The sequence below is a fragment of the Micromonospora palomenae genome, assembly GCF_007829925.1.
GTDB lineage: Bacteria > Actinomycetota > Actinomycetes > Mycobacteriales > Micromonosporaceae > Micromonospora > Micromonospora purpureochromogenes.
Genome location: NZ_VIXA01000004.1, coordinates 315,697 through 330,760 on the forward strand (window position 1 = coordinate 315,697; position 15,064 = coordinate 330,760).

The window sequence follows — 15,064 nt, forward strand, 5'->3', positions numbered from 1 at the left end:
CCCCGACCCGCCGCACCAAGCATCCCGGCCGCCCGGGCGCACGTCACACCCCCCGCCCCCTCTCCCGCCCGCCCCGCCGCGGGAGCACCGGCGCCGATCCCGCCGGGCCGCCTGTCGGCGCACTTTCAGGAAAAGAGTGCCTTTACGGTGCCGGATGGCCACGCTTTCTCCGAAAGAGGCCCGGACCGGACCGGACGGGGTGGGGGAGTCAGCGGCGGCGGGTGCAGACCTCGGCGGCGCGGGCGACGGTATCGGTGGACCAGACCACGGCGACCGTGAAGCAGTAGTCGTTGGTGCGGTCCAGGCCGTAGACGACGAAGCTGTTCGTGCCGGCGGGCAACTCCTGGAAGGCGCGCGGGTCCTGCCCGGATCGCCCGCCGGAGATGACCACCGGCCCCTCCGCGCCCGCCGGGTACTCCCAGTCCAGCGCGATGTTGTCGCGCCGGTCGCGCAGGGTCACCCGGGCCGGTGGGGTGCCGGGCGGGGCGGCGACCCCGGCGCTGGGCGGCGCGGACGACGCGGTGGGGCTCGGCGGGCCGGTCGGCGCGGCGGCGGGCGCCGGTGGGTCGTCGCCACCGCCGTCGACCTGGGACACCCCGGCGACCACCGCGACGGTGCCGAGCACCACCACGGTCAGCCCGGCGACCACGGCCGGGGTCGCCCGGTTGCGGCGCGGCGGCGGCGCGTGGTGCCGGGGCACCACCACCGGCAGCAGCCGGGACTCCTCCGGGTGGCGCTGACCCACCCGGTGCACCCCGTCGGCCTCCTCGGCGTACCCGTTGGCCAGTCCGACCACGGACGGGGGGACCGGCTCGTGGGCGGCCCGCTCCGGCTCGGCGAGCGGCTCCGGCGGCCACCAGTCGGCGTACGGGTCGTCGGCCTCCGGGGCGTCGGCGTCCTCGGTGGGCAGTCGCTGGTTGGGCACCGTCGGCGGGTACGCCTGGTCGGTCGCCGCCGGGCCCACCGGCCAGGCGGGCGGTTCGGGTGGCCCCTCGTCGGCCGGGGCGGTGCGGGCGGCCGGCACCACCGGGGTGTCCCGCTCCGGGGGCGGCTCGTCGTCGCAGACGTGGTCCGGGTCGGCGGCCGCGCGGGCCAGGGTCGAGACCTGCCGGGCCAGCGGGTCGTCGGCGGGCAGGTGCTGCCGGGCCAGTTCGCGGGCGAGCGCCAGGTTGTCGTGCGCCTCGGTGAACCGGCCGCAGTCGCGCTGCATCGCGCCGAGCCGGGCCAGCATCTTGATGCCGCTGGGGTTGCCGTCGCCGTAGACCTCGCGGTGCAGCTCCCAGGCGTCCTGGAGGCGTTCCCGGGCCTGCGCGCACTGGCCCCGGGCGTACTCCACGGTGGCCAGGTCGGCGTGCGCGGCGAGCACCCGCAGCGACTCCGGCCCGTCCCGGGCGGTCAGCTCCAGGATCACGTCGGAGTAGAGCCGCGCGGCGCGGGCGTTGCTGCCGACCCGGTGCAGCACGGCGGCCAGCGTCGCTCCCGCCGAGATCGTCCGCTCGTCCGAGCGCCCGTAGAGCCGGGTGGCGGCCGCGTACGCGAAGGCCGCCCAGCCGCGCGCGGAGTGCGGCTCGCCGAGCGCGACCAGCACCCGCGCCTGGAGCCCGGCGGCGTCGGCCAGCTCGGGGGAGGCGTGGTCGGGCCGGGGGTCGGCGTCGGTCAGCGCGTCGGCGAGCAGTCGCTGCGCGCCGGCCAGGTCGCCGGCGGACACCAGGTGGTGCGCCTGGAGGGTCAGTTCACCGAAGCCGGAGGGCACGCCCCATCGTGCTCGTCCGGCCACGGGTTGTACAAGCCCCGACGGTGATCGGAGTCGTCAACCGGTCAGGTGGGCGACCAGCGTCTCGCTGATCCGGCGCAACTGGTCGACCTGGGCCGGGCTGAGCGCGTCGAAGAGGTGCCGGCGTACCCCCTCGACGTGGCCGGGCGCGGCGGCGGCGAGCACCGCGAAGCCGTCGTCGGTGAGGACGGCGACCTGGCCGCGCCGGTCGGTCGGGCAGTCCTCGCGCCGGAGCCACCCGGCCGCCTCCAGCCGGGCGGCGGCGTGCGAGAGCCGGCTGCGCGAGGAGCCGGTCAGGTCGGCCAGCTCGCTCATCCGCAGTTGCCGCCCGGGGGCCTCGGAGAGCCGGACCAATATCTCGTAGTAGGCGTGCGGCATCCCCGCGTCGCGTTGCAGCTCGCGGTCGAGGGTGTCCATCAGCGCCCGGGAGGCGGTCAGGAAGGCCCGCCAGGTGCGCTGCTCGTCGGGGTCCAGCCACCGGGTCATGGCGTCCATCATAGCGGCAATGGTTGAACGCTCAACCAAACCGCGCTAGCGTGGGGGGCATGGGAATCCACCGGCTCAACCACGCCGTCCTCTACGTCAGCAACCTCGACCGCAGCGTCGCCTTCTACCGCGACGTGCTGGGCTTCCGGCCGGTGGCGATGACCCCGGACGGGTTCCGTGGCGCCGCGTTCCTCCAGGCGCCCGACTCCACCAACGACCACGACCTCGGCCTGTTCGAGATCGGCGCGGCGGCCGGCCGCTCGCAGGCCGGGCGCGCCACCGTCGGCCTCTACCACCTGGCCTGGGAGCTGGACACCCTCGACGAGCTGGCCGCCACCGCCGAGCGGCTGGCCGCCGCGGGCGCGCTGGTCGGCACCTCGGACCACGGCACCACCAAGAGCCTCTACGGGCAGGACCCGGACGGCCTGGAGTTCGAGATCGTCTGGATCGTCCCGGCCGACCTGCTCGACGACGAGGCGCTGGCGGCGCGCAAGCGGATCGGCCGGCTGGACCTCGACCGGGAGCGGCGGCGCTACGGCGGCCAGACCCGGGGCGGGGTGGGCATCTCCATCCCGGCCTGAGGCCGCCGTACGGTACAACGGCAGGATGGCCACCGACACCGTCCTGCGTGAACTGCTCGTCCGGCAGCTCGACCACTGGTTGCCGGGGGCGCTGCACCGTTCCCGGCGGGCCACCCTCGCCCTGTCGTATCCCGATCCCGACGCCGCCGAGGCGGCGCTGCGGGTGGTGGCCGAGTTCGCCGACCGGCTGCGCGGGCGGCGGCTGACCGTCCTCGTGCTCGCCGGCGGTGGACCCGAGCTGCCGGCCCGGCTCGGTCCGGTCGAGGCGACGCTGCCGGCCGACGTGGCCGTGCACCTGGTCCCGGGGGACGCGTCCCGGCTGCCGGTGGTGCTCAAGGCGGCCGGCGCGGCCGGCGCGCCGCTGCTGACCATGGTGGACGCCGCGGCCGCCGAGCCGGCGCTGCTGGCCGCCGCGGCGACCGGTCGCCCGGCCGAGCTGCTGCTCAGCGCTCCCGCGCCGGCGTCGCTGCGGCCGGCCCTGACCGGCGCCGGCTTCGCGCTGGTTACCGAGGTCGAGCTGGTGCCGGCCGACGGCTCGCCGGCCCGGCGGGTCGCGTTCGGCACCGGGCTGGAGAAGAGCCTGGAGGCGTTCAAGGACGCGCTGTGGGAGGTCGACGAGTTCGCCGGGGTGCGCTACCGCGACCCCGAGGACCCGGCGGGCGGGCTGCTCGACATCGCCCTGCACCCGGAGCCGGGGCCGCTGCGCCGCGAGCTGCTGGCCGAGCTGGCCCGCTCCGGCCCCCGTACGGTCACCGAGCTGCGCCGGCACACCCTCACCGCGACCGTCTACCGGGCCGCGGACACCGTGGGTGCGCTCACCAGCCTGCTGCACTCCGGCGCGGTGCGCCGCGACCCGGAGCACGGCCGGCTCGGCGGCGACGTGCTGATCACCGCCGGCCCGGCCGCAGGCGCCCGGTCAACTGCTTGACCAGCACCGACGCGCCGGTGGCCACCACCCCGATGCTGAACACCATCTGCACGCAGACCACCGCCCGGGCGACCTGCCCCTGGGCGCTCACGTCGCCGTATCCGATCGTGGTCAGGGTGGCCAGCGCGAAGTAGAGCGCGTCGACGCGGGTCTCGAGGCCGGCGAACTGCCCGGGGCTGCTCCACGCCACCACGTAGTCGGCGAGGGCGAAGGTGAGCACGGCCGCGACCAGCGCGACGCCGAGCCGGATCAGCGCGCGGATTCCCTGGTCGCCGGTGGGTGCCCGGTTGGCGAGCTGCCGGCGTACCTGGCCGGTGACGAGCAGGGAGACGATCAGGACCAGCAGCAGGGTGCCGGCCGAGCGCAGGGCCAGCCGGAGCCCGTTCGGGTCGGGCGCCACCGGCACCAGGAAGTAGGCGAGCACCAACAGCAGGCAGGCACCCACCGCCCGCCGCAGCTTCCGCCGGTGGGACCCGTCGCCGCTCATGCGGCGATTCTGCGCCCCGGACGTCGCCGCCAGCGGCGGAACGGCGAAGCCGCCCGGGCCGGGGGCCGCGGGTACGGGCCGCCGAGACGTCGAGCGGGGTGCCGGTGATTCACCGGCACCCCGCTCGACCTCGGGACGTCACGCCCGGGTCTTGTCCTGCTTCCAGGAGAGCGGACCCGGCAGGTCGACGCGGTGCGCCTTGGCCTTGGAGTTCCAGGACCAGCGACCGATCTTGATGCTCCACGAGGAGAAGCCGTTCTCGGTGAAGTTCAGGATGATCGGCCCGTACTTCTTGCGCTTGCGGAACATCAGACCCATCGTGGGCTCCCTTCGCCGTTCCCTGTCGTGCCCTGTTCTGGCGTCATCGAACATGCCCGAACCGACGATTTGCGAAACCTGCCGCGGATCCGCTCTGGACGGTCACCGGAATCTCTACTCAGCAGGTAGGTGTTGCGGGGCGGTAAACGCAGCTCGGCAAGGGATGCAACAAAGTCAGCGACGCGCATCTCATGTTCTGGAAGGACGTTGACCGGGCTCGTGGCCGACCGGCAGCATGGGCTCATGTCGCAGCGGGATGAGCTTCTCCTCACCGCTCGCGTGCACGTCGACCTGGTCCGGCACGCGAGCGCGCTCTGTTGAGCTGACGCCCACCGCCGTCCGCACCATCCCTCTTCCTCCGCCACACCGCACGGCCCGGCCCACGACGGCCCGGTGCCGCGCGCCGGCGTACCCCCGCGCCACCGGGCGCGGTCCTCCTCGTGCTCAGATCAGGAGACGTCCATGTCCTCATTCCGTCGTACCCTCGCCGCGGTCGCGGCCCTGCTCGCCCTGACCAGCGCCACCGCCTGCGGCGGCGGCGCCGAGGCGTCCGGCCAGACCAAGGAGCTGCGTTACCAGGGCTCCGTCGGCCTGGTCACCCTCCCCGAACTCGCCGCCGACCTCGGCTACCTCGGTGACGTGAAGCTGAAGTGGATCGGCAACGTCACCGGCGGGCCGCAGGACATCCAGGCCACCGCCACCGGGCAGAGCGACTTCGGCGGCGCGTTCAACGGCGCCATCGTCAAGCTCGCCACCGCCAACGCCCCGATCACCGCCGTGGTCAGCTACTACGGCTCCGACGCGCAGACCTTCCAGGGCTACTACGTCCTCGACGGCAGCCCCATCCGCACCGCCCGCGACCTGATCGGCAAGAAGGTCGGCATGAACACCCTCGGCGCGCACGCCGAGGCGGTGCTGAAGATCTGGCTGGCCAGGAACGGGCTCAGCCCGGCCGAGATCGCCCAGGTCGAGCTGGTCGCCATCCCGCCGGTGAACTCCGAGCAGTCGCTGCGGCAGCAGCAGATCGACGTCGCGGTGCTCGGCGGCGTGATCCGCGACAAGGCGGTCGCCAACGGCGGCGTCCGCACCATCTTCACCGACTACGAACTGCTCGGGGCGTTCAGCGGCGGCTCCTACGTTTTCCGCGACGACTTCCTCAAGCGCAACCCGGACACGGTGAAGACCTTCGTCAGCGGGGTCGGCAGGGCCATCGAGTGGGCCCGCAGCCAGCCCCGGGAGACCGTGGTGGCCCGACTGGAGGCGATCATCGCCAAGCGCGGCCGCAACGAGGACCCGGCGCTGGTGCACTACTGGAAGAGCAGCGGCGTCGCCGGCAAGGGTGGCCTCATCACCGACCGGGAGTTCACCACCTGGATCGACTGGCTCGCCGACACCGGCGAACTCAAGGGCGACAAGCCGAAGCCCGGCGACATCTACACCAACAAGTACAACTCCTTCGCCTCCGGCGGGGGTGCGGCGTGAGCGACGACAAGGTCCTCTTCGACCGGGTCACCAAGACCTTCCCGGTCCGCGCCGGGCGGCGCGCGTCCGCCGGCGCGGTCACCGCCCTGGACCAGCTCACCCTCGGGGTACGCCCCGGCGAGTTCCTGGTCGTCGTCGGCCCCAGCGGCTGCGGCAAGTCCACCCTGCTCGACCTGCTCGGCGGACTGTCCCGACCCACCTCCGGGGAGGTGCTGGTCGACGGCCGCCCGGTCACCGGGCCCGGCCTCGACCGGGGCATCGTCTTCCAGCAGTACGCGCTGCTGCCCTGGCGTACCGCCGCCGGCAACGTCGCGTTCGGACTGGAGGCCAAGGGCGTGCCCCGCGCCGAGCGGGCCGAGCTGGTCGCCCATCACCTGGACCTGGTCGGGCTCGGCGGGTTCGCCGAGCGCTACCCGCACGAACTCTCCGGCGGCATGAAGCAGCGGGTGGCGATCGCCCGCAGCCTCGCGTACGACCCGGACATCCTGCTGATGGACGAGCCGTTCGCCGCGCTGGACGCGCAGACCCGCGACTCGTTGCAGGACGAGTTGGTGCGGATCTGGCAGCGCACCGGCAAGACGATCGTGTTCATCACCCACGGCATCGACGAGGCGGTCTACCTCGGCCAGCGGGTCGCCGTGATGACCTCCCGCCCCGGGCGGATCAAGCAGGTCATCGAGATCGGCCTCGGTGACCGGGGTGCCACCGAGGATGTCCGCTCCTCCGACGCCTTCCGGCACCACCGGCACGAGATCTGGACGCTGCTGCGCGACGAGGTGCGCGCCGCGCAGTCCGCCGAACGCCCCGCCGCCCGGCCGACCGTCGGCCGGTCGGGCCGCACCCCCTGGCGGGCCCTGCTCGACCGGTCGACGCCCGCGCCCGATTCGCCCGGTCGCAGCGGCGACACCCGGCCCGGCCCGGCGGACCCGGTCGGCGTCGGGCCCCGTGCCGCCGCCCCGGAAGCCGGCCGCTCCGCCGGTACCGCTGTGGACGGTGGTCGTACCCCCGCCGTCGCCGATGCCGACGCGGACCGCGCGGCGCCGGCGGCGACCCGAACCGAGGAGGCCCGCGTTGGTTGACATCGCCGAACGACCCACCCGGCTGGCGGTCCCCGCCGCCACGCCCCCGGCGGCGCCGGCCGTCACCGGGCCTGCGCTGCCCGGCCGGCTGCTCGGCCTCGGCGGGCGGGCGCTGCACCGCAGCGCCGCGCTGCTCGGCCTCGCCGCGGTGTGGGAGACCGCGCCCCGGGTCGGCCTGGTCGACCGGGTCTTCCTGCCGCCGCTGTCCGAGGTGCTGGTGGCCTGGTGGGCGCTGCTGACCAGCGGGCAGCTCGCCGACCACGTCGGGGCCAGCCTCACCCGCTCGCTGACCGGGCTGGGCCTGGCCGTGCTCACCGCCATCCCGCTCGGGCTGCTGATCGGCTGGTACCGGCCCCTCGCCGACCTGCTCAGCCCGCTGCTGGAGGTGTTCCGCAACACCGCCGCGCTGGCGCTGCTGCCGGTCTTCGTGCTGATCCTCGGCCTGGGGGAGACCTCCAAGATCGCCCTGGTGCTCTACGCCTGCTCCTGGCCGATCCTGCTGAACACCATCGCCGGGGTGAAGGGCGTCGACCCGCTGCTGGTGCGCTCCGCCCGCTCGATGGGGCTCAACCACCTGCGGCTGTTCCAGAAGGTGATCCTGCCGGCGGCGGTGCCGACGGTCTTCACCGGCGTCCGGCTGGCCGGGGCCTACTCGATCCTCGTGCTGGTCGCCGCCGAGATGGTCGGCGCGAAGGCCGGGCTCGGCTACCTCGTCAACTACGCCCAGTACAACTTCGCGATCCCCGACATGTACGCCGGGATCATCACCATCTCCGCCATCGGCCTCGTCGTCAACCAGCTCCTCGTCGCCGTCGAACGCCGCTTCTCCACCTGGCGCGTCGACGTCACCGCCTGAGAGGAAACGCCATGTCCCGCACCCTGCACCTGAACGCATTCCTGATGGGCGTCGGCCACCACGAGGCGGCCTGGCGGCACCCGCGCACCGATCCGAGCCGGGTCGGCGACGTCCGGCACTTCCAGGAACTGGCCCGGATCGCCGAACGCGGCACCCTCGACTCGGTCTTCCTCGCCGACGGGCTGGCCGTCGGGCCGGCCGTACGGCACAACATCCAGGCCGTCTTCGAACCGCTCACCCTGCTCGCCGCGCTGGCCACCGCGACCGAGCACATCGGGCTGATCGCCACCGTCTCGACCACCTACAACGAGCCGTTCAACATCGCCCGCAAGTTCGCCTCGCTGGACCACCTCAGCGGCGGCCGGGCCGGCTGGAACATCGTCACCTCCGCTCAGGCCCGGGAGGCGTGGAACTTCAACCTCGACGAGCACCCCGCGCACGCCGACCGGTACCGGCGGGCCGCCGAGTTCGTCGACGTGGCGATCAAGCTCTGGGACAGCTGGGAGGACGACGCCCTCGTCCTGGACGCCGCGGCCGGGGTCTTCGCCGACACCGACCGGGTGCACGAGGTCGGCCACGCCGGCGAGGCGTTCAAGGTCCGCGGCCCGCTGAACACGCCCCGACCGCCGCAGGGCCGGCCGTTGCTGGTGCAGGCCGGCTCGTCACCCGACGGCATCGCCTTCGCCGCCCGGTACGCCGAGGCGGTCTTCACCGCCCAGCAGACCCTCGCCGACGGCCAGGCCTTCTACGCCGCCCTCAAGCGGGCCACCGTCGCCGCCGGCCGGGACCCGGACCTGGTCAAGGTGCTGCCCGGCATCGCCCCGGTGATCGGCGGTACGGAGGCCGAGGCGCAGGCCCTCGCCGCCGAACTGGAGGCGCTGATCGTCCCCGAGCACGCCCTCGCCCAGCTCTCCGGCATGACCGGGATCGATCTCAGCGGGTACCCGCTGGACGGCCCGCTGCCCGATCTGCCCGACGTGACCAGCGTCCAGGCCCACCAGAGCCGCTACCAGCTCGTCGTCGAGCTGGCCCGGCGGGAGCAGCTCACCCTGCGGCAGCTGATCGGCCGGCTCGGCGGCGGGCGCGGGCACCGGGTGGTGGCCGGCACCCCGGAGCAGATCGCCGACCAGATCGAGCTGTGGTTCACCGAGGGCGCCGCCGACGGCTTCAACGTGATGCCGCCGCTGCTGCCCAGCGGGCTGGCCGACTTCGTCGACCACGTGGTGCCGCTGCTGCGGGCCCGGGGGCTGTTCCGGCACGAGTACACCGGTCGGACGCTGCGCGAGCACTACGGGCTGCCCCGCCCGGCCAGCTCGTACGCCACCCGTGAGCTGGTGACGGCGTGAGCGCGAGGAGTGAGCCGGGGTTGCGAGCCCCGCAGTCGCGAGCTGAGGTGGCGGAGTGAGCGCCGACCTGCTGCCGGTGGACCGGGACCTGTTCCGGGGGCTGCTGCGCCGGCAGGCGTCCACCGTCACTGTGGTCACCGCCGTCGCCCGCGGCACCGACCCGGCCTGCCTGGGCGGGATCGGGGCGCCGCTGCGGGCCGGCTTCACCGCCACCTCGTTCACCTCCGTCTCGCTGGACCCGCCGCTGGTCTCGTTCTGCCTCGGCGTCGCCTCGTCGAGCTGGCCGGTGCTGGCCCGCGCCGAACACGTCGCCGTGCACCTGCTCGCCGCCGACCAGTCAGAGGCCGCCCGCATCTTCGCCACCAGCGGAATCGACCGGTTCGCCGCGTACCGGGGGTGGACGCCGGGGCCGTTCGGGCTGCCGCTGCTCGACGGGGTGCTGGGCCGGCTGCTCTGCCGGGTCGTGCACCGGGTGCCGGCCGGCGACCACACCGTCGTCATCGCCGAGCCGCTGACGCTGGCCGCCGGCGCCGACGCCGAGCCGCTGGTCTACCACCGGGGCGGCTACACCAGCACCGCCGCCACGGCGGTGGCCGCGTGACAAGGGCGTCGGTGGCGGCGGATCTGCTGGCGTTGGACCGGGAGGCCCAGGACCTGCTCTTCCGGGCGGCCCGCACGGCGAACACGTTCACCGACGAGCCGGTCACCGACGCCCAGGTCGCCGCCATCCACGACCTGGTCCGGTACGGCCCTACCGCGCTCAACGGCCAGCCGCTGCGGGTGCTGCTGGCGCGCTCCGCCCCGGCGCGCGCCCGGCTGCTGCCGCACGTGTCCGCGGGCAACCGGGCCAAGACGGCCACCGCCCCGCTGGTCGCGGTGCTCGCCGCGGACGTGGACTTCCACCACCGGCTGCCGGAGCTGTTCCCGCACCGGCCAGAGGCGAAGGACTGGCTGGCCGACCGGGCCGAGCGGGTCGCCCAGGCCCGCTTCAACGCCACCCTCCAGGCCGGCTACTTCCTGCTCGGGGTGCGCGCCGCCGGGCTGGCCGCCGGGCCGATGGCCGGCTTCGACGCCGCCGGCGTGCGACGCGAGTTCTTCCCCGACGGCCGGCACGAGGTGCTGCTGCTGGTCAACATCGGCCGCCCGGGGCCGGACGCCTGGCACGACCGGCTGCCCCGGCTGGCCGCCGAGGAGGTGATCCGGACGCTGTGACTCCGGGGGCGCGCGCCGGCGTCGGCTCAGGCGGGCACTGGCGCGCGGTCGACGGCGAGGACCCGGGTGACGCTGCCGTCGTCCTCGGTGACGTCCCGCTGGTGGACGAAGCCGAGCTTGGCCAGCAGCGCCAGGGAGGCCGTGTTGGCCTCGGCGACGGTGGCGTGCACCCGGGTCAGGTCGAGGGTGTCGAAGCCGTACCGGACCAGGGCCCGGGCCAGTTCGGTGCCGAGGCCGGCGCCCCAGGCCGGCTTCGCCAGGGCGTACACCAGCTCGTGGCCGTCGACCTGGTCGGTGCGCTTGATCTCGGCGTGCCCGACGTACCGGCCGTCGCGGCGCACCGCCCACACGTCGAACAGGTCCTCGGCGTAGACCGTGGTGAACACCCGCCCGAACAGGGCGGCGGCGTCGGCGGGGGTCATCGGTCCGTCGCCCATGTACCGGGCCACCTCCGCGTCGCTGAGCAGGGCGACGAAGTCGTCGGCATCGGCCGGGCGGTAGGGCTCCAGCAGCAGCCGGTCGGTGCGCAGGGTGGGGGTGGGCATCAGCGGGGCTCCCAGGCGTCGGGCAGAGCGGTCAGCTTTCGGACGTGTGCGGGCAGTCGGCCGCTGACCACCTCGGCGAGGCTGACCTCGTCGAGCACCTGCCGGACGGCGGCCCGGACCGCCACCCAGAGTCGGGGGAGGTTCTCCGCCGAACCCTCGTACCGGGTCTCCTCGGGGCGCAGGCCGCGCACCCCGGCCAGCGGGCCCTCCACGGCGCGCAGGATCGCCCCGACGGTGACCTCGCGGGGCGGCCGGGCCAGCGTGTAGCCGCCCTCGGCGCCGCGCTGGGCCCGCACGATGCCGGCCCGGCGCAGGTCGGCCAGGACGGCCTCCAGGAACTTGCGCGGCATGTCCTGCTCGGTGGCGATCGCCTGGGTGGACAGCAGCGAGGGGTACGCGGTGGCGAGGCTCAGCGCCGCCCGTACCGCGTAGTCGCCGCGCGCGGAGATCTGCACCCCGCCATCATGCCCGCCCGGCTCACTCCGCCGGGTCGGCGGGCCGACGCTGCCGGACGATCCGTCGCAGCGGCTGCTCCCGCGCGGCCCGGAACGCCCCCGGGCTCACCCCGACCTCGCGGGTGAAGAAGCGGCCGAAGTTGGTCGGCTCGGGGAAGCCCAGCCGCCGACCGATCCGGGCCACCGGCTCGTCGGTGGCGGCCAGCAACCGGCTGGCCTGGAGCGCGACCCGCTCGTCCACCACCTGCTTGGCGCTGCGCCCGGTCACCGCCAGGCAGGCCCGGGTCAGGGTACGCACCGAGCAGCCCAACTGGGCGGCGTAGTCCTCGACCCGGCGGGTGTGCTGGTAGCCGCGCTCGATCTCCCGGCACAGCCGGTGGAAGGTGGCCAGCTCCGACCGGTGCGGCCCGCCGTCGGCGCCGCCGGGGCGGTCGGAGGGGAGCAGCGCCAGGCGCAGCAGCAGCACGGCCAGCTCGTGGCGCAGCAGCGCCCGGGCGGCCGGGTTGGCGCGGTGCCGGCGACTGTCCACCGCCAACTGGCTGACCTCGTTGATCACCGCGTCCTCGTCCTCGCCGGCGAGCTGGTGGTGGGTCGGCACGGCGTCCGGGTCGACGTCCAGGCCGCGCAGCGTCTCGCCGCGCCAGCGCACCACCGTCGCGTCGAGCTGCGGGGTGCAGCGCAACACCTGGCCGGGGCTGGCCCGCAGCAGCGTGCCCGGCCGGCAGGGCAGCGGACGGAAGTCCAGCTCGGCCGTGCCGTGGCCGCCGGTGACCAGGATCAGCAGATCCGCGTCGAGCAGGGTCGGGCGGCGCCACCCGGGCTCGCGGGCGAGGTCACCGAGGTCGAGCAGGTCGATCTCGGGGGTGGGCAGGTCGGGGCGGGTTGCCGGGGAGAGCTGACCGGAAGGGACCATCACCTGCGACGGTAACCGGAGGTGGAGGCAGTCGCATCCCGGCGACGGGACCGCCGGTGTCGCGTACGCGGGGTTGTCCCCGGTCGGGGGCCCGGTTACGTTACCGATCGGTAGGTCCACCGACTCGCGAGGGATGGGCATGACGGAGCTGTTCTCGGTCGCCGACAAGACGGTCCTGGTCACCGGCGGCACGCGGGGGATCGGGCTGATGATCGCCCGGGGCTTCGTGCAGGCCGGCGCCCGGGTGATCGTCTCGTCCCGCAAGGCCGACGTCTGCGCGGCGGTGGCCAAGGAGCTCTCCGCCGACGGGCGCTGCGAGGGCGTGCCGGCCGACCTGAGCCACGACGCGGGGGCCGAAGGGCTGGCCGCGGCGGTGCGGGAGCGCACCGGCGACCGGCTCGACGTGCTGGTCAACAACGCGGGCGCGACCTGGGGCGCGCCGCTGGAGGCGTACCCGGAGAGCGCGTTCGACAAGCTCTGGGCGGTGAACGTCAAGGCGGTCTTCCGGCTCACCACCGCGCTGCTGCCGGCGCTGCGCGCCGCGGCCACCGCCGACGACCCGGCCCGCGTGATCAACATCGGCTCGGTCGACGGCATCCGGGTGCCGTTCATGGAGGTGTACGCCTACTCGGCCACCAAGGCCGCGGTGCACATGCTGACCCGCAGCCTGGCCCACCAACTGGCTGGTGAGCAGATCACGGTCAACGCGATCGCCCCGGGCCCGTTCGAGAGCAAGATGATGGCTTTCGCCCTGCAGGACCCGGCGTCCCGTTCGGCCATCGAACAGCAGGTGCCGCTGGGCCGGATCGGCCGACCCGAGGACATGGCGGGCACGGCGATCTACCTGTCGTCGCGCGCCGGGGCGTACCTGACCGGCGCGGTGATTCCCGTCGACGGCGGCCTGACCACGCACGGCTGAGGCGTACCCGGTCGCGGGTGAGCCGGAGCCGCGCGGACTCGGCAGATCCGCGCGGCTCCGATCGGATGGGTCAGCGGCCGGCGAGCAGCCGGTTCACCGCCGTGTCGACGTCGAGGTGCTCGGCCTCGCGGCCGCGCGGGACGACGACGTAGGTCCGCCGCAGGAAGCGCACCAGCACGCTGCGCGGCACCTCGAACAGCGCGTTGCCGTCGGGTGACGACAGCGCCAGCGCGACGAAGTCGCCGCGCGGGGTGGCCCAGGGCCAGACCCGGACGTCGCCGATGCCGGCCGGTTCGTCGAGACCGGTCACCAGCAGTTCGCGGGCGAAGGACCAACTGACGGCCTCGCCACCGGCGGATTCGGCGTGGAACAGGACATGGACCGCATACGGGTCAGCAGGGTCGTAACGCAGACTGGCACGCACCGGCAAGGCGGTGGCGTCAGGTGCGACGAGCCTTAGCGACGTCTCGACCTCTACGGTCGTCGGTCGGATGACACTCATGGACGTTCTCCCCCCGGCACCGCTGCGGAACGCGCGTGTCCCGCTTTTCCCATACTCAGGTGCTACTCCTGGCTACGCTCCGCCATACGCTGACTTCACCCAGTGGTGGGAAGTGCCTCGGAAGCGCCGCCAGAATGTGAAACTTCTTGTACGATTTCCGGTCTGCCCAGTGCGTGATCCCGCCCGGCGTCGGGTGGCTCAGTCGTCGACTTACTCCGGTAACGTCCAGTGGTCTGCGCAAGTGACGGGCCGGGGCGACACTGGGGGGTGAAATGGTCACGAACCGATCCTCAATGGATGCGACGACCGCGACCGACTCACCGAAAGTAGGGGCTCGAGCAGCCGAAAGGCGGGGGAACGCGGTGCCGAAGGATCAGCACGACGGGACCGGTCGGCCCGCCTCCGGCGGCCGCTCCGGTCGAGGTCGCGCGCCTGCTCGCGGCGCCGCCTCGCGCCCCGTCCGTCCGGCTCATCGCGGCCCCTCCGGCCTTCCCGCCGGCGGTCGCGTTACGGCCGTCGCCGAGCGGCCGCCGACCGGCTTCCGGCAGCGGGTCCGGACCAGTCTCGACCTGATCCGCGCCAACCCCACCGGCCGGGTCGCACTCAAGATCTTCATTGCGATCGCCGGGGCGCTGGTCGTCACCGTCGGCCTCGCCCTGATCCCGCTGCCCGGCCCCGGCTGGCTGATCGTGATCGGCGGCCTCGCCATCTGGGCCGTCGAGTTCCACTGGGCCCGCCGGCTGCTCGCCTTCACCCGCAGGCACGTCCACGCCTGGACCCGCTGGGTCACCTCCCGGTCCCTGCCGGTACGCATCGCCCTCGGCTCCGTCGGCCTGATCTTCGTCGCCACGGTGGTGTGGCTCTCGCTCAAGTACAGCCTCGGCATCGACCTGGTGGCCCGGCTGCTGCACTACCTCGCCACGCACTGACCGGGGTTGCCGCGCCGGGGTGCGGCGCGCGGGCGGGCCGGGGTGCGGCGCGCGGGACCCGGATTTCCGGTCCGCTCACACGATCAGGTAGAGTCATCGGCGCTGAGGGCGATTAGCTCAGCGGGAGAGCGCTTCGTTCACACCGAAGAGGTCACTGGTTCGATCCCAGTATCGCCCACGCAGGTCAAAGGCCACTTCCCGGAAACGGGAGGTGGCCTTTCTGCTGCCGTACAGCAGTTAAGTACAGCAGTC

19 protein-coding genes and 1 tRNA gene are annotated in these 15,064 nt (G+C 74.0%); 12 read left to right on the top strand and 8 right to left on the bottom strand.

All coding sequences use genetic code 11. The annotated features are described in order from the left end of the window. Window positions 1–208 precede the first annotated feature (208 nt). Window positions 209–1,753 (bottom strand): tetratricopeptide repeat protein, encoded by a 1,545-nt coding sequence (locus FHX75_RS26115; protein WP_154942991.1) that lies wholly within the window; start codon window positions 1,751–1,753, stop codon window positions 209–211. Window positions 1,754–1,810: 57 nt separating this feature from the next. Beyond that, the gene (locus FHX75_RS26120; RefSeq protein ID WP_154943164.1) at window positions 1,811–2,269 is read right to left on the bottom strand and encodes a MarR family winged helix-turn-helix transcriptional regulator; all 459 of its coding nucleotides are present in this window, start codon (window positions 2,267–2,269) and stop codon (window positions 1,811–1,813) included. A gap of 50 nt (window positions 2,270–2,319) precedes the next feature. Between FHX75_RS26120 and FHX75_RS26125 the strand changes: the two genes are divergently transcribed. Next, window positions 2,320–2,841: a VOC family protein gene (locus tag FHX75_RS26125; RefSeq protein WP_154942992.1), complete on the top strand. Its 522-nt coding sequence runs from the start codon at window positions 2,320–2,322 to the stop codon at window positions 2,839–2,841. 25 nt (window positions 2,842–2,866) lie between these two features. After that, window positions 2,867–3,769, top strand: a complete 903-nt coding sequence (locus tag FHX75_RS26130) for a hypothetical protein (protein ID WP_154942993.1) — start codon at window positions 2,867–2,869, stop codon at window positions 3,767–3,769. Here FHX75_RS26130 and FHX75_RS26135 read toward each other — a convergent pair. Next, the gene (locus FHX75_RS26135) at window positions 3,729–4,256 is read right to left on the bottom strand and encodes a potassium channel family protein (RefSeq protein WP_154942994.1); all 528 of its coding nucleotides are present in this window, start codon (window positions 4,254–4,256) and stop codon (window positions 3,729–3,731) included. The two genes, FHX75_RS26130 and FHX75_RS26135, sit on opposite strands and share 41 nt — an antisense overlap. Window positions 4,257–4,394: 138 nt before the next feature. Beyond that, entirely contained in the window at window positions 4,395–4,574 is a 180-nt protein-coding gene (locus FHX75_RS26140) for a DUF4236 domain-containing protein (RefSeq protein ID WP_088963206.1), read from the bottom strand. Between the two features lie 243 nt (window positions 4,575–4,817). On the opposite strand from FHX75_RS26140, the gene FHX75_RS32305 reads away from it, so the two are divergent. The 7 genes from FHX75_RS32305 (at window position 4,818) to FHX75_RS26170 (ending at window position 10,549) form a co-directional block, all read left to right on the top strand. Continuing rightward, a complete protein-coding gene (locus FHX75_RS32305) occupies window positions 4,818–4,895 on the top strand; it encodes a putative leader peptide (RefSeq protein WP_349881247.1) in 78 nt (25 codons plus the stop codon). Between the two features lie 141 nt (window positions 4,896–5,036). Further along, window positions 5,037–6,056, top strand: a complete 1,020-nt coding sequence (locus FHX75_RS26145) for an ABC transporter substrate-binding protein (RefSeq protein WP_154942995.1) — start codon at window positions 5,037–5,039, stop codon at window positions 6,054–6,056. Beyond that, entirely contained in the window at window positions 6,053–7,135 is a 1,083-nt protein-coding gene (locus FHX75_RS26150; protein ID WP_246158631.1) for an ABC transporter ATP-binding protein, read from the top strand. The genes FHX75_RS26145 and FHX75_RS26150 overlap by 4 nt, the downstream gene beginning before the upstream one ends. Beyond that, a complete protein-coding gene (locus tag FHX75_RS26155; protein WP_154942996.1) occupies window positions 7,128–7,991 on the top strand; it encodes an ABC transporter permease in 864 nt (287 codons plus the stop codon). The genes FHX75_RS26150 and FHX75_RS26155 overlap by 8 nt, the downstream gene beginning before the upstream one ends. Window positions 7,992–8,002: 11 nt before the next feature. Further along, window positions 8,003–9,337, top strand: coding sequence for an LLM class flavin-dependent oxidoreductase (locus tag FHX75_RS26160; RefSeq protein ID WP_154942997.1), 1,335 nt, complete (start codon window positions 8,003–8,005; stop codon window positions 9,335–9,337). Between the two features lie 55 nt (window positions 9,338–9,392). Continuing rightward, entirely contained in the window at window positions 9,393–9,938 is a 546-nt protein-coding gene (locus tag FHX75_RS26165; RefSeq protein WP_154942998.1) for a flavin reductase family protein, read from the top strand. Beyond that, entirely contained in the window at window positions 9,935–10,549 is a 615-nt protein-coding gene (locus FHX75_RS26170; RefSeq protein ID WP_154942999.1) for a malonic semialdehyde reductase, read from the top strand. Before FHX75_RS26165 ends, FHX75_RS26170 begins: the two co-directional genes overlap by 4 nt. Before the next feature lie 26 nt (window positions 10,550–10,575). Here the strand turns inward: FHX75_RS26170 and FHX75_RS26175 are convergent, their stop codons facing one another. The 3 genes from FHX75_RS26175 to FHX75_RS26185 are packed head-to-tail and all read right to left on the bottom strand — an operon-like array spanning window position 10,576 to window position 12,462. Then, on the bottom strand, window positions 10,576–11,094 hold the full coding sequence (locus FHX75_RS26175) for a GNAT family N-acetyltransferase (protein ID WP_154943000.1): 519 nt from the start codon (window positions 11,092–11,094) through the stop codon (window positions 10,576–10,578). Beyond that, entirely contained in the window at window positions 11,094–11,549 is a 456-nt protein-coding gene (locus FHX75_RS26180; protein WP_154943001.1) for an RrF2 family transcriptional regulator, read from the bottom strand. The genes FHX75_RS26175 and FHX75_RS26180 overlap by 1 nt, the downstream gene beginning before the upstream one ends. A 22-nt stretch (window positions 11,550–11,571) precedes the next feature. Then, window positions 11,572–12,462, bottom strand: coding sequence for a helix-turn-helix transcriptional regulator (locus tag FHX75_RS26185; RefSeq protein ID WP_211364586.1), 891 nt, complete (start codon window positions 12,460–12,462; stop codon window positions 11,572–11,574). Between the two features lie 139 nt (window positions 12,463–12,601). Between FHX75_RS26185 and FHX75_RS26190 the strand changes: the two genes are divergently transcribed. Then, window positions 12,602–13,381 carry an SDR family oxidoreductase gene (locus FHX75_RS26190; protein WP_154943003.1) on the top strand — a complete coding sequence of 260 codons (780 nt, stop codon included), beginning with the start codon at window positions 12,602–12,604 and terminating at the stop codon, window positions 13,379–13,381. A gap of 70 nt (window positions 13,382–13,451) precedes the next feature. Here FHX75_RS26190 and FHX75_RS26195 read toward each other — a convergent pair whose 3' ends face one another. Beyond that, on the bottom strand, window positions 13,452–13,883 hold the full coding sequence (locus tag FHX75_RS26195) for an SsgA family sporulation/cell division regulator (protein ID WP_007457244.1): 432 nt from the start codon (window positions 13,881–13,883) through the stop codon (window positions 13,452–13,454). Between the two features lie 272 nt (window positions 13,884–14,155). Between FHX75_RS26195 and FHX75_RS26200 the strand changes: the two genes are divergently transcribed. Both FHX75_RS26200 and FHX75_RS26205 read left to right on the top strand, forming a co-directional pair. After that, window positions 14,156–14,812 carry a TIGR02611 family protein gene (locus tag FHX75_RS26200; protein ID WP_154943004.1) on the top strand — a complete coding sequence of 219 codons (657 nt, stop codon included), beginning with the start codon at window positions 14,156–14,158 and terminating at the stop codon, window positions 14,810–14,812. A 106-nt stretch (window positions 14,813–14,918) separates the two neighbouring features. Beyond that, a tRNA-Val gene (locus tag FHX75_RS26205) sits at window positions 14,919–14,990 on the top strand. The last annotated feature ends 74 nt before the right edge of the window (window positions 14,991–15,064 follow it).